The sequence below is a fragment of the Micromonospora sp. NPDC004704 genome (genome assembly GCF_053601675.1).
Window position 1 is genome coordinate 24,876 of the sequence record NZ_JBSGCD010000008.1, and the last position, 13,967, is coordinate 38,842.

Annotated in this window: 8 protein-coding genes and 1 pseudogene; 6 read left to right on the plus strand and 3 right to left on the minus strand. The window is 71.6% G+C overall.

Going from position 1 to position 13,967, the window contains the following annotated elements; all coding sequences use genetic code 11:
- Nucleotides 1–148 precede the first annotated feature (148 nt).
- Nucleotides 149–667, minus strand: a complete 519-nt coding sequence (locus tag ACWEFB_RS13240; RefSeq protein ID WP_326560558.1) for a type II toxin-antitoxin system PemK/MazF family toxin — start codon at nucleotides 665–667, stop codon at nucleotides 149–151.
- Nucleotides 668–853: 186 nt separating this feature from the next.
- Here ACWEFB_RS13240 and ligA point away from each other — a divergent pair, with 186 nt between their 5' ends.
- The 5 genes and pseudogenes from ligA to gatB all read left to right on the plus strand — a co-directional run bounded on the left by ligA (nucleotide 854) and on the right by gatB (nucleotide 9,029).
- Nucleotides 854–2,995 carry an NAD-dependent DNA ligase LigA gene (gene ligA, locus ACWEFB_RS13245; protein ID WP_452285204.1) on the plus strand — a complete coding sequence of 714 codons (2,142 nt, stop codon included), beginning with the start codon at nucleotides 854–856 and terminating at the stop codon, nucleotides 2,993–2,995.
- Nucleotides 2,996–3,172: 177 nt separating this feature from the next.
- Nucleotides 3,173–5,254 (plus strand): annotated as a pseudogene (locus ACWEFB_RS13250) (putative bifunctional diguanylate cyclase/phosphodiesterase); the annotation flags it as partial.
- Between the two features lie 450 nt (nucleotides 5,255–5,704).
- Nucleotides 5,705–6,004: an Asp-tRNA(Asn)/Glu-tRNA(Gln) amidotransferase subunit GatC gene (gene gatC / locus ACWEFB_RS13255; protein ID WP_326560555.1), complete on the plus strand. Its 300-nt coding sequence runs from the start codon at nucleotides 5,705–5,707 to the stop codon at nucleotides 6,002–6,004.
- Between the two features lie 5 nt (nucleotides 6,005–6,009).
- A complete protein-coding gene (gatA, locus tag ACWEFB_RS13260; protein WP_326560554.1) occupies nucleotides 6,010–7,485 on the plus strand; it encodes an Asp-tRNA(Asn)/Glu-tRNA(Gln) amidotransferase subunit GatA in 1,476 nt (491 codons plus the stop codon).
- Nucleotides 7,486–7,535: 50 nt separating this feature from the next.
- Nucleotides 7,536–9,029, plus strand: coding sequence for an Asp-tRNA(Asn)/Glu-tRNA(Gln) amidotransferase subunit GatB (gene gatB, locus ACWEFB_RS13265; RefSeq protein WP_452285206.1), 1,494 nt, complete (start codon nucleotides 7,536–7,538; stop codon nucleotides 9,027–9,029).
- A 91-nt stretch (nucleotides 9,030–9,120) separates the two neighbouring features.
- Here the strand turns inward: gatB and ACWEFB_RS13270 are convergent, their stop codons facing one another.
- Both ACWEFB_RS13270 and ACWEFB_RS13275 read right to left on the minus strand, forming a co-directional pair.
- On the minus strand, nucleotides 9,121–10,803 hold the full coding sequence (locus tag ACWEFB_RS13270) for a metallophosphoesterase family protein (protein ID WP_452285208.1): 1,683 nt from the start codon (nucleotides 10,801–10,803) through the stop codon (nucleotides 9,121–9,123).
- Nucleotides 10,804–10,957: 154 nt separating this feature from the next.
- Nucleotides 10,958–12,145 carry a PQQ-dependent sugar dehydrogenase gene (locus tag ACWEFB_RS13275; protein WP_326560552.1) on the minus strand — a complete coding sequence of 396 codons (1,188 nt, stop codon included), beginning with the start codon at nucleotides 12,143–12,145 and terminating at the stop codon, nucleotides 10,958–10,960.
- Nucleotides 12,146–12,291: 146 nt separating this feature from the next.
- Here ACWEFB_RS13275 and ACWEFB_RS13280 point away from each other — a divergent pair, with 146 nt between their 5' ends.
- A complete protein-coding gene (locus ACWEFB_RS13280; protein WP_452285210.1) occupies nucleotides 12,292–13,965 on the plus strand; it encodes a hypothetical protein in 1,674 nt (557 codons plus the stop codon).
- Nucleotides 13,966–13,967 lie beyond the last annotated feature (2 nt).

A 13,967-nucleotide genomic window follows, 5' to 3' on the forward strand; every position in this document is an offset into this window, starting at 1 on the left:
TGCCGAGGGTTCCAGGATCGCCGCACACAGTCCAGCCGCTCGCCGAGTTCGTTGCCACTCATGGGACAAGTCTGTCGGAGCTGTGGCGGATTCGTGCCCCTGGAGGGGCAGTGGAACGCCACAGCCCGGCCCGGCGGGTCAGGACGGGTCAGCGGGTGCGGCGTACGCGGTGGAGTTGGGTGACCCGGTGCCACAGGTCGGCGTCGCAACTGCCGGCCCGGTTCTCGAACGAGGTCAGTGAGACCGTGATCGGGTCGGACAGGTCGAGCCAACTGTCCCGTGCGGCGGTCCGGTCCCAGCTCCGGGTGGGGATCTTCACGTGGTCGTCGCGCTCGCTCTTGTCCTGGCTGGTGATCTTCAGGACGTCCGCGCCCCGGCGACCGCCGCGCAACACCAGGCACGGGCGTACCTTCGAGCCGGTTCCGTCCTCGAACGGGACGTCGGCCCACCAGATCTCGCCGGGCTGCGGGCGTACCCTCGGCTCGGCCGGCTTGGTCGCGGGGCCGGACCTCGGGCGCGGCGGTGCGGTGGGACGACCCCGGGGCCGCCGTGGCGCGCGGCCCGGACGGGACGGGCGGCCCGGACCCCGACGGAACCGGCGTACGGCCCAGCCGGTCACGCCCGCGACCAGGCCGATCCCGATCAGCCAGAGCAGCCAGGTGGGCATCGGTACTCCCTGATCATCGGAGGTCTGTCGGCCGTGGCGATCCTCGCACGGCACCGGGCGGGCGGCATCCGGAGCCGGCGGGTCCGGCTCGGCGGCATCCGGTGGGAGCGGGTCCGGCGCCCTGGGCTCCGGATGTCCGACGGGACCTATACGGTGCGGAGGTAACGCGAGCACGGAGGTCAACTGGTGTCAGAGGAAGCGATCCCGCAGCAGGTCAGCGCCGAACAGGAGGCGGCGGCCGGCGCCGATCCGAGCGCGGCCGACCGGGAGCGGCACGCCGAGCTGGCCACCGAGATCACCGACCACCAGTACCGGTACTACGTGCTGGACACCCCGAGCATCCCGGATGCCGACTTCGATCGGATGCTGCGCGAGCTGGAGGCCCTGGAGGAGAGTTTCCCGTCGCTGCGCACGCCGGAGTCGCCCACCCAGCGGGTCGGCGGGACCTTCTCCACGCTGTTCACGCCCGTCGACCATGCCGAGCGGATGATGTCGCTGGACAACGCCTTCGACCTCGACGAGCTGGCCGCGTGGGCCGAGCGGGTGGAACGGGACGCCGGGGGAGCGGTCAGCTACCTGTGCGAGCCGAAGGTCGACGGGCTGGCGATCAACCTGACCTACGAGAACGGCCGGCTGGTCCGGGCCGCGACCCGAGGTGACGGCCGCACCGGCGAGGACGTCACCCCGAACGTACGGACCATCCGGACCATCCCCGAGCGGCTGGCCGACGGCGCCGACGTCCCGGAGCTGCTGGAGGTCCGGGGCGAGATCTACTTCCCGGTCGCCGACTTCGCCGACCTCAACGCGTCCCTGGTCGAGCAGGGCAAGGACCCGTTCGCCAACCCGCGCAACGCCGCCGCCGGCAGTCTGCGGCAGAAGGATCCCCGGATCACCGCGTCCCGCCCGCTGAGCATGGTGGTGCACGGGATCGGCGCCCGGCGCGGGTTCGAACCGGTGGCCCAGTCCGAGTCGTACGCGACGCTGCGGGCCTGGGGGCTGCCGACCAGCGACCGGTGGCGGGTGGTTCCGGACCTCGCCGGGGTACGCGACTACATCGACTACTACAACGAGCACCGGCACGACGTCGAGCACGAGATCGACGGGGTGGTGGTGAAGGTCGACCCGGTCGCCATCCAGGGCCGGCTCGGCTCCACCAGCCGTGCCCCCCGGTGGGCGATCGCCTTCAAGTACCCGCCGGAGGAGGTGACCACCAAGCTGCTCGACATCGAGGTCAACGTCGGGCGTACCGGTCGGGTCACCCCGTTCGCGGTCCTGGAACCGGTCCGGGTGGCCGGCTCCACGGTCGCGTTGGCGACCCTGCACAACGCCCGCGAGGTGGAGCGCAAGGGGGTGCTGATCGGCGACACCGTGGTCATCCGGAAGGCCGGTGACGTGATTCCCGAGGTGCTCGGACCGGTGGTCGACCTGCGCCCGCCGGACGCCCGCCCGTTCGAGATGCCGACCCACTGCCCGTCCTGCGGCACCCCCCTGGCCCCGGCCAAGGAGGGCGACGTCGACATCCGCTGCCCCAACACCCGGTCCTGCCCGGCCCAGTTGCGGGAGCGGGTGTACCACCTGGCCAGCCGCAACGCCCTCGACATCGAGGTGCTGGGGGAGAAGGGGGCGGCGGCCCTGCTCGACGCGCGGGCGATCGTCGACGAGGGCGACCTGTTCTCACTGGACGCCGGCAAGCTCGCCTCGGTGCCGCTGTTCGTCAACAAGGACGGCAGCCTGGGCAGCAACGCGGTCAAGCTGCTCGACAACCTGGTCGAGGCCCGGGAGCGCCCGCTGTGGCGGGTGCTGGTGGCGCTCTCCATCCGGCACGTCGGGCCGACCGCCGCCCAGGCGCTGGCCCGCCAGTTCGGGTCGATCGAGCGGATCGAGCAGGCAGGCGAGGAGGAACTTTCCTCGGTGGACGGGGTCGGCCCGAGGATCGCCACCAGCCTGCGGGAGTGGTTCACCGTCGACTGGCACCGCGAGGTCGTACGCAAGTGGACCGAGGCCGGGGTCCGGATGGCCGAGGAGCAGGTCGAGCAGGGGCCGCGCCCGCTGGAGGGAATCACGGTCGTGGTCACCGGCACCCTGGCGTCCTATACCCGTGACCGGGCGAAGGAGGCGGTGCAGTCGCGCGGCGGAAAGGTCAGCGGTTCGGTTTCGAAGAAGACCCATTTCGTGGTGGTGGGCGACGACCCGGGGAGTAAGGCTGACAAGGCGGCGTCACTGAAGGTGCCGATCCTGGACGAGGCCGGATTCGAGATTCTGCTGGCCGAAGGCCCGGAGGCGGCGGTCGAGGCGGCGGCTAACGCGGCACAAGCTAACGAAGAGTAAGCATCCGATTAGCGCTGCGTTATAGTTCGCCCCTGGCGAGATGCCGCGTATTTCAAGTTAGTCACGACTACAACCGATTCGCGTCTGTCGCCCCCCACATCCGTCCGATGAGGGCGTTTGATGGTTGCACCAGCGCGGCAGGTGGCCGCGCCCCGGGACCACGGGTCGGGAGGTCGCATGGAGGCCGCAGTGTTGCGGAACTCCGTTCCTCCTGGACGGGCAACCGCATTCTTCGGCTTTGTCTGGGCGGTCGTCGTATTGGCGGCCCTGCTCTCCGCCGTACCGCTGATGTCGTTGCCCGACCAGGTTCCCCAACTGCCGCCGGCATTCTGGGTCATGGCCGCGCTCGCCGCCGTATCCGACGCGCGACCATTCACCCCGCCGGGCCGCCGGCAGAGTTCGGCGGTATTTCCCAGCATCTGCTTCACCTTCGCCATCCTGCTCGGCTGGGGACCCGCCCCGGCGATCGCCGTGCAGGCGGTCGCCGTACTGGTCTCCGGGTTCCGGCTGCGGCACGCCCCCTGGCGGATCGTGTTCAACATCGCCCAGTACGCCTGCGCCCTCACCGCCGCACACGCGGTCGCCCGCCTCGGCCCCGAAGCCGCCTTCGGTGACCGCCCCCACCCCACCTGGGCCGACGTGGCGATCGTCGCCGTTGCCGCAGCCGCCTGGTTCGCCGTCAAGTACGGCTCCGTCACCCTCGCCGTACGGTTGCGCTTCGGCACCCCGTGGTGGCCGGCGTTCCGGCACGGCCTCGGCTTCGAACTGCTCTCCACCGGGTCCCTGCTCCTGCTCGGCCCGGTGGTGGTGGCCGCCGGCAGGGTCAGCCCCGCGCTGATCCCCCTGGTCCTGGTGCCGCTCTACGCGGTCTACCGGATGGCCCGGCTCTCCGGCGAACAGGAACAACTCGCCCGGCTCGACCCCCTCACCGCGCTGCCGAACCGCAAGGCCCTGTACGCCGAGGTCGCCGACCAGATCGCCATCCACGCCGAACAGGCCGCCAAGGGAGCCGACGGTCGGCACCTGGCCCTGCTCCTGCTCGACCTCGACCGGTTCAAGCACGTCAACGACGCCCTCGGGCACGGGGTCGGGGACCGGCTGCTGGTCCGGGTCGGCGAACGGCTCACCGTCACGGTCCGACCCGCCGACCTGGTCGCCCGGCTCGGCGGGGACGAGTTCGCCGTACTGGCGACCGGGTTGGTGGACGTGGACGAGGCCCGTGCACTGGCGGAACGGGTGGTCGAGGCGCTGGTCGAACCGGTCGCCCTGGACGGGCTGCCGCTGGACGTCAGCGGCTCCGTCGGCATCGCGGTCTACCCCGAACACGGCGAGGACTTCGCCACCCTGATGCGCCACGCCGAGGTGGCCATGTACGACGCCAAGAACCGGGGCGACACCGTCGCCGTCTACGCCCCCGAATCCGACCACAACTCCCCGGAGCGGCTGAACCTCCTGGCCGACCTGCGCCGGGTCCTCGACCGGGCCGGTGGAGCCGACGCCGGTGAGATCACCATGTACTACCAGCCGCAGATCGCGATCTCCACCGGCGAGGTCGTCGGGGTCGAGGCGCTGCTGCGGTGGCGGCACCCCAAACGCGGCCAGGTCGACCCGGAGGAGCTGATCCGGGTGGCCGAACAGAGCGCGGTGATGCGCCTGTTGACCCGACGGGTCATCGACGACGTGGTGGAACAGCTCGCCAAGTGGTCGGCTGCCGGGATCGCCGTACGGGCGGCGGTCAACGTCAGCGTCCGTGACCTGCACACCGGGGAGATCGCCGACCAGCTTGCCGACCGGCTCACCCGGTACGGCGTACCGCCGTCCTGGATCCAGTTGGAGATCACCGAGGGCGCCCTGATGGCCGACCCGCACCGGGTCCTGGCCACCATCGCCCGGCTCGACAAGATCGGCGTGGCCATCGCCCTGGACGACTTCGGCACCGGCTACTCCTCCATGCAGCACCTGCGCCGGCTGCCGCTGGCCGAGGTGAAGGTCGACCGTTCGTTCGTACTCGGGATGGCGACCGACGCCGACGACGCCGCCATCGTCCGGTCGGTGATCGAACTGGCTGGTGCGCTCGGCCTGCGGGTCGTCGCCGAGGGCGTCGAGGACGCCCGGACCTGGCGGCTGCTGCACGCCGCCGGCTGCGACGTCGCCCAGGGCTGGTTCTACGCCCGGCCGATGCCGGCCGACGAACTGGTCTCCTGGCTGGCCCGCTACCGTCCGCTGGTGCCCGGCCCGGTCCAGGAGACCCCCGGCCGGCACCGGACCAAGCCCCCGATCGCCGTCGAGGCCCTCCCCCGCGACCCGGCCCCGACCGCCGACACCGCCACGTCCGCCCCGGCGGAAGCTCCGACCACCGACCCGCCCGCCCCGACACAAGCCCCGCCCGCCCCGACACAAGCCCCGGCCGCCCCGACACAAGCCCCGGCCGCCGCGGCGCAAGCCCCCGCTGAGGCGGGGGCCGAACCGGTCGGCAAGGGCGAGACGTACGTCCTGGAGCAGGTCGGGGGCGACGGGACGTACCTGACGGTGCAGATCGAGGACGACGGGTCGTTCCTGCCGGAGCCGCCGAGCGGAGAGCCGGCCGAGCTTGCCGGAGCGGGGGGAGTCGGGGAGAGCGCGTCTCCGGCTGACAAATAGACTCGCTCGGGTCACGGCGCGCGTGTCACGCTGCGCCGGTAAGCACGTCCACGCACGAAGGGGGCACCGATGGCCGCCATCTCCCGCGAGGAGGTCGCGCACCTGGCGCGGCTGTCGCGGCTCGCCGTCACCGAGGAGGAGCTGCAGACCTTCGCCGGCCAGCTCGACGTGATCCTCCAGTCGGTGGCCCGGGTCGGTGAGGTGACCGCGGCCGACATCCCGCCCACCTCGCACTCCGTGCCGCTGACCAACGTGCTCCGCGAGGACGTCGTGGTGCCGTGCCTGACCCCGGCCGAGGCGCTGTCCGGTGCACCGGATGTCGATGAACAACGCTTCCGCGTACCGCGGATCCTGGACGAGGAGGCCTGACCGGCATGAGTGACGTGACCAGGATGACCGCGACGGAGGTCGCGGCCCTTGTCGCCGGTGGCGAGGCGTCCGCGGTCGAGGTGACCCGGGCGCACCTCGACCGGATCGCCGAGGTCGACGGCCGGGTGCACGCCTTCCTGCACGTCGACACCGAGGGGGCGCTCGCCGCCGCCCGCGACGTCGACGCCCGCCGGGCCGCCGGTGAGCCCCTCGGCCCGCTCGCCGGGGTGCCGGTCGCGGTCAAGGACGTGCTCACCACCAAGGGCGTGCCGACCACCGCCGGGTCCAAGATCCTCGAAAACTGGCGCCCGCCGTACGACTCGACCATCGTCCAGCGGCTGCGCGCCGCCGGTACGGTGCCGATCGGCAAGACCAACATGGACGAGTTCGCGATGGGCTCCTCCACCGAATACTCCGCCTACGGACCCACCAACAACCCGTGGGACCTGGGCCGGATCCCCGGCGGCTCCGGTGGTGGCAGCGCCGCCGCCCTGGCCGCGTACGAGGCTCCGCTGGCGATCGGCTCCGACACCGGCGGCTCGATCCGCCAGCCCGGCGCCGTCACCGGCACCGTCGGCGCGAAGCCCACCTACGGCGGCACCTCCCGCTACGGGCTGATCGCCTTCTCGTCGTCGCTGGACACCCCCGGCCCGTGCGCCCGTACGGTCGAGGACGCGGCCCTGCTGCACGCGGTCATCGGCGGGCACGACCCGCGCGACTCCACCTCCATCCCGCAGCCGGTCCCGGACGTGGTTGCCGCCGCCCGGCTCGGCGCGACCGGTGACCTGACCGGCGTACGGCTCGGCATCGTCACCGAGTTCTCCGGCGAGGGAGCCGAACCGGGTGTGCTGGCCGCGTTCCGCGAGTCGGTCGACACGCTGACCAAGCTCGGTGCCGAGGTCGTCGAGGTCTCCTGCCCGCACTTCGAGTACTCGCTGCCCGCGTACTACCTGATCGCGCCGAGCGAGTGCTCGTCGAACCTGGCCCGCTTCGACGGGGTACGGTTCGGGTTGCGGGTCGGCGACGACGGGGTCAAGTCGCTCGAAGAGGTCATGTCCCTCACCCGCGAACAGGGCTTCGGCCCCGAGGTAAAGCGGCGGATCATCCTCGGCACGTACGCGCTGTCGTCGGGTTACTACGACGCGTACTACGGGCAGGCGCAGAAGGTCCGGACCCTGATCACCCGCGACTTCAACGCCGCGTTCGAGCAGGTGGACGTGCTGATCTCGCCGACCACCCCGTTCGTGGCGTTCCCGTTCGGGTCGCGTACCGGGGACCCGTACCAGATGTACCTGGCCGACCTGTTCACCATCCCGACGAACCTGTACGGCGGCCCGGCGATCTCGGTGCCCTGCGGGCTGTCCGAGGGGCTGCCGGTGGGTCTGCAGATCATGGCGCCGACGATGGCCGACGACCGGATGTACCGGGTCGCCGCGGCGCTGGAGTCCGCGGTCGGCACCTTCACCCCGCCGGCACTCTGAGTACGCTTGAACATGCTTTGTCCGGATGACGCTCGAGAGCTGGAGTATTGATGAGCGCGATCGTCCTGCCCTCGTACGACGACGTTGTCGAGCGGTACGAGCCGGTGGTCGGCCTGGAAACCCACGTCGAGCTGGGTACGAACACCAAGATGTTCTGCGGCTGCCCGACCGACTTCGGCGGCGAGCCGAACACCCGGACCTGCCCGGTCTGCCTGGGCCTGCCCGGCTCGCTGCCGGTGGCCAACAAGGCCGCGATCGAGGCGACCATCCGGATCGGTCTCGCGCTCAACTGCAGCATCGCCGACTGGTGCCGGTTCGCCCGGAAGAACTACTTCTACCCGGACATGCCGAAGAACTTCCAGATCAGCCAGTACGACGAGCCGCTCTGCGTCGACGGTTACCTCGACGTCGAGGTGCAGGGCAAGACAGTCAGGATCGGCATCGAACGGGTGCACATGGAGGAGGACACCGGTAAGTCGCTGCACGTCGGCGGCGCCACCGGACGCATCCACGGTGCCACCGAGTCCCTGGTCGACTACAACCGGGCCGGCATCCCGCTGGTCGAGATCGTCACCAAGCCGATCCCCGGCACCGGTGCGCTCGCCCCGGAGACCGCCCGCGCGTACGTCACCGAGCTGCGCGACGTACTGCGCTCGCTCGGCGTCTCCGACGTACGGATGGAGGAGGGTTCACTGCGCTGCGACGTGAACACCTCCCTCAACCTGCCCGGTGACGAGTGGGGCACCCGTACCGAGACGAAAAACGTCAACTCGCTGCGTTCGGTCGAACGCGCCGTACGGTCGGAGATGCTGCGGCAGGCCGCCCTGCTCGACGCCGGTACGAAGATCATTCAGGAGACCCGGCACTTCCAGGAGGACACCGGCGACACCCGTCCCGGCCGGTCCAAGGAAACCGCCACCGACTACCGCTACTTCCCCGAGCCGGACCTGGTGCCGATCGCACCGGACCGGGCCTGGGTCGCCGAGCTGAAGGCCGCCCTGCCGGAGTTGCCCCGGGTGCACCGGCAGCGGTTGCAGGAGCAGTGGGGGCTGTCCGACCTCGACATGCAGTCCGTGCTGAACGCGGGTGCGGTCGAGCTGATCGAGCAGACCGTCGCCGCCGGCACCACCCCGGCCGGCGCCCGCAAGTGGTGGCTCGGTGAGCTGTCCCGGCGGGCCAACGAGTCCGGCGTCGACCTCGCCGCGGTCGGGGCGACCCCGGCCCAGGTGGCCGAACTCCAGCGGCTCGTGGACGAGGGCAAGCTCAACGACAAGCTCGCCCGTACCGTGCTCGAAGGTGTGGTGGCCGGCGAGGGCGGCCCGAGCGAGGTCATGGCCGCCCGTGGGCTCGGCGTGGTCTCCGACACCGGTGCGCTGACCGCCGCCGTCGACGAGGCGATCGCCGCGAACCCGGACATCGCCGCCAAGATCCGTGACGGCAAGGTCGCCGCCGCCGGAGCCCTGGTCGGCGCCGTCATGAAGACCACCCGAGGCCAGGCCGACGCCAAAACCGTCCGCGACCTGATCCTCGCCCGCCTGAGCTGACCCCCACGCCCCATCCGGGGCCCACAGTTGTAGAGAAAGAGTGGCTATTCCTTCGGGAGTAGCCACTCTTTCTCTACATGAGCGCCAACCCCTAGCGGGTGGGGGTGGGGGTGGGGGTGGGTGGGATGACGGGGGGTGGGGTGCCGGGTAGGGAGGGGGCGGGGATGGTGGCGCCGGGGGAGGGGGTGGCGCTGGTGGTGGGGGTGGGCTGCGGGGGCTCGACCAGGTGGCGTTCGAGGCTGACCTGGGCCTGGCCGGTCCCGCCGACCTGGATGTCGTCGTACGCCTGGAGCATTTTCTGCTGGTCGAAGTAGAGCACCGACAGGGCCAGGGGCAGCGGCTTCTCGCCCTCCAGGCCGCGCAGGCCCGCGCCACCGGTGGACCCCTCCACCAGCATCAGGGTGGGCGGTTGACCCGGCAGCGGGGGCAGCGGGTCGATCTCGCGGTGGTGGACGTGACCGGCCAGCACCAGCGGGCACGCTCCGTTGAGCGCGACGCCGGACGCGGGGTCGTGTACGAGCGCGATGTCGACCGGTGGTTGCGCCGCCCGTACGGTCGCGGCCAGTTTCTCGCCCGCGCCGGTGACCTGTTCCATCACCTGTGGCGTGCCGCCGGACCCGTTCGGCGAGGTCTCCTTGTCCGGGGTGAAACGGGGGTCGCCGATCCCGGCGATGGTCAGCCCGGCGACCGTCCGGACGGTGTTGTCCAGGACGATCGCGTTCGGTTGCCGGGCCACGGCGGCGGCGGTGGCGGCCGAGTCGTGGTTGCCCCGGATGAAGACGTACGGCACCTGGAGGACGCCGATGGAGCCGAGGAAGGACGCCTCCGGCTCGCTGCCCCAGTCGGTGATGTCCCCGGTGTCGATCACCACGTCGATGTCGAACTGCTCCACGACGGTCCGTATCACCTGCCACCCGGTCGGATTGAGGTGGATGTCGGAGACGTGCAGCACCCGGGTGGTGCCCTGGGCCGGTTCGAAGACCGGGAGGGCCGAGACGGTGGTGTAGAGCTTGCTGACGTTGCCGACGAGTCGTTGCACCTGGTCGGCGTACTTGCCGTAGTCGTTGGCGATGCGTCGGGCGTCGCCGACCACGGCCGGCGCGTTGACCAGCAAACCTTCGTAGCGGGGTTCCTCGACCGACTCCGGTCGGATCGTCAGCGCGGCGACGGCGAGACTCCCGCCGCTGAGCAGCAGCGCCAGCCCGCCGGCCCAGGCGACCCGGCGGGTGTTGCGGAACACCAGGAAGGCCAGGACCAGCGTGGCCAGTACGGCAACCGAGACGGTACGCAGCCCGACCCGGATGACGCCGTTGGTGACGTCGGAGACGGCGGACTGGCTGGCGCGGGCGATCCCGGCCGGGTCGCCGATCAGCGCCTCGGTGCGGCGCAGGTCGAGGGAGCCGAGCTGGATCGACAGGTGGGCCGGGCCGGCGTGGCTGTCGATCTGGAGGGAGCCCAGGGGCGGGATGTCGACCGAGGTGCCGCCGCTGACCGTGGGGGTGATCGCCATCTCGGCCCGGAACGGCCCGATGTCGACGTTCACCCGGCCGGCGAGCAGCACTCCGCCGACCACTCCGGCGAGCGCCACCAGGACGATGCTCAGGCCCATCCCCGTACGCCGGGCGGGTTTCGAGGTCAGTGCCCGGCCGGTCAGGCGCAGGACCGGGCGTACCGGGCGGGTGATCAGGCGCAGCGTCGAGCCCGCCCGGCGGCGGGTGGCCGGGGTGTGGCCGGTGCCGGGGGGCTGTTCGTCGTCGTTCCCGTGCCTGTCCATGTGCAAATCATTCCCTGCCCGGTACGGGTTCTCCGGAAACCCGGTCAGGCCGGTTGGAATACATCGCGTGGTGCCCGTCCGTCTCGGTCGTGCGGTGTGCGGTTCCGTCACCGCCGGTCGGCTGGCTCCGGCCAGCTCCGGCGGTGTCGGTCGGTCAGCTCCGGCCGGCGCCGCCGCCGGAGAAGACGAGCCGGATGATCCGGTCGTCGGTCGCGGCGGGTTCGCCTCGGCCGTCGTGGTTGGAGGTGGAGATCCAGAGTGAGCCGTCGGGTGCCAGGACGGCGGTACGCAGGCGGCCGTACTCGCCGGTGAGGATGGAGCGGGGCTGCCCGAGCACCCCACCGGCGGCGGTCAGTTCGAGCAACCAGATCCGTTCGCCGCGCAGGCAGGCGGCGGCGAGCAGGTTCTCCACCACGGCGACCCCGGAGCAGGAGGCGTCGGCGGTCTTCCAGACCGCCAGCGGCTTGCTGAACTTCGGGTCGGTTTCGGCCCCGCCCTCTCCCTCGACCTCGGGCCAGCCGTAGTTCTTGCCGGGCTCGATGAGGTTGATCTCGTCCCAGGTGTTCTGGCCGAACTCGCTGGCGTAGAGCCGCTTGTTCGCGTCCCAGGCGATGCCCTGGACGTTGCGGTGGCCCAGGGACCAGACCAGCGAGTTGGGGAACGGGTTGCCGGGAGCGGGTTTGCCGTCCGGCGTCATCCGCAGGATCTTGCCGCCGAGGCTCTTCGGGTCCTGGGACAGGCCGCGCTGGGAGGCGTCGCCGGTGGTGGCGTAGAGGTAGCCGTCCGGGCCGAACGCGAGCCGCCCGCCGTTGTGGATGCCGGAGAGCGGGATGCCGGTGACGATCGGGGCCGGCTTCTCGCCGAGGACCAGCCTGGCGACCCGGTTGTCCTCGCCGGTCGAGTAGTAGACGAAGACGCTCTTGTCCTGGTCGTAGGCCGGTGAGACGGCGATCCCCATCAGCCCGCCCTCGCCGGCCGCGTCTACCTCGGGCAGGGTCTGCACGGTGGTGACCTTGAGCCCGTCGGTGTCGGACTCCGGCCCGACCTTGAGAATCTTGGCGGTGTCCCGCTCGGTGACCAGGGCGCCGCCGTCGGGCAGGAAGGCGATGCCCCACGGCACCCGCAGCCCGGTGGCCAGGACCGTCGCCGCGACCTGCTGGTCGACGCCGCCGGGCCGGGCGGTGGCGGTGACCGACGGGGTGGGGAAGGTGGGTGGTTCGCCGGCGGGATCCGGCTCCGGGTCGCCGAAGGCGCATCCGCTGGTCGCGAGGACGGCCGCCGCGCAGAACGCGACCGCCGCCCGGGTCCGGGTGCGGCGGGGGTACGGGGGGCGAACGTTCACCCGGCCCAGCCTAGCCGGAGCGGACGGGCACCCCGTGCCGTGCTCGATCAATCGGCACACTCCGTCGACGAATCGCTGGTCGGGCGACCCGCCGGTGACCGGGGCGTCAAACGGGTAAATCACGGCAAACGTGTAAGACTCCGGCCGTGGTGGTCGGGACGATGGCGCAGCCGGCGGAATCCGAGGCGGCGTACGACCGGTCCCGGCGCCTCGCGTTGCCGGTGGCGGTCGTGTTCGGCCTGCTCGGGGTCGTCTACCGGCTGGTCCTGTTGGTGAACGAGGTGCCGCGGACCAACAGTGACGAGGCGACGAGCGGGCTGGTCGCGATGCACGTCGCACAGGGCCGCGAGTTCCCGCTGTTCTTCTACGGCCAGTACTACATGGGCGCGCTGGAGTCGTACCTCGCGGCGCCGCTGTTCGCCCTGTTCGGCCCGTCCACCCTCGCCCTGCGCCTGCCGAACCTGCTCCTCTACGCCGCTTTCCTGGCCCTGGTCTGGCAACTCACCCGCCGGCTCTACACCCCTTGGCTGGCCACCGTCACGGTGGGGCTGCTGGCGCTCGGCTCCGACCGGGTGCTGAAGAACCAACTGGTGAGCGCCGGGGGCTACCCGGAGATGAACCCCGCCGGTGTCCTCCTGGTGCTGGTCGCGGTGAACCTCGGCCTCGCCGGGTGGACGGGCCGGCGCCGGCTGTTCGCGTACGCCGGGTTCGGGCTGGTCGCCGGGCTCACCCTCTGGGACGACTGGCTGGTGCTCCCGTACGTCGGCGCGGCCGGTCTGCTCCTGCTCGTGGTCGGCCGGCGGGAACTGCGCGGCAGGGCGGGACTGGCCCTCGGCGGCGGTCTGCTGGTCGGACTGGTGCCGATCGTGGTGCACAACCTGACCGCCGCACCGGAGAACCGTTCACTGGCCAGCTACGCCACCCTCGGCGGTGATCCGGGCGCGCCGTGGCCGGACCGGCTGCACGGCGGGATCCTCTTCGGCCTGCCGATGGGCACCGGGTTCTGCGCACCGGGCCGATGCGAGCCGTGGCAGCTCTGGTGGGGTGTGGCCGGTCCGATCCTGCTGGTGGTGGCCGGGGTGCTGGCGGTCCGGGCGCTGCGCGCCGCGTCCGGTGTCGAGCGGATCCGCCAGGGCGGTCGGCTGGTCCTGGTGGTCGGTGCCGCGTTGAGCCTGATCGCGTACGCGACCAGCAGCGCCGCAGCCGACACGCGGGTGGAGAGCGCCCGTTACCTGTCCTGCCTGCTGATCTCGTTCCCCGCACTGCTCTGGCCGCTCTGGTCGGCGGCAACCGTGCCGCCGTGGTCGCATCGGTCCGGACCGCCCTGGTCGGGCCGGTCCGGGTCGGAGCCCGGCGAGCGGGTGCACCGGGCCGAATGGCTGCGCTGGTCGGCGCGGGGTCTGCTGGCCGCGTTGGCGGCGAGCCTGGCGGTGGCCACCGGGCAGGTGGTGAGCCGGGTGCCGGAGCTGGGTCGGGTGGCGGACCAGCGGCGGGAACTGGTCTCGGCACTGGACCGGCTCGGCGTGGACCGGTTCTACGGCGAGTACTGGACCTGCAACAACATCACCCTCCAGACCCGCGAGCGGCTGGTCTGCGCGGTGATCAGGGACGACCTTCGGGCCGGTTGGGACCGCTACCTGCCGTACCGGGACGCGGTCGGTCGGGCGGGACGTCCGGCGTACGTGCTGCCGGCCGGTACGGCGTTGAGCACGGCGGTGGCCGGGTACCTGGGCGGGACCGGGGTGCCGGTGGACACCACGACCGTCGCCGGGTACGACATCTACCAACCCGTGGCACGGGTGGACCTGCCGAGGCGGTGAGC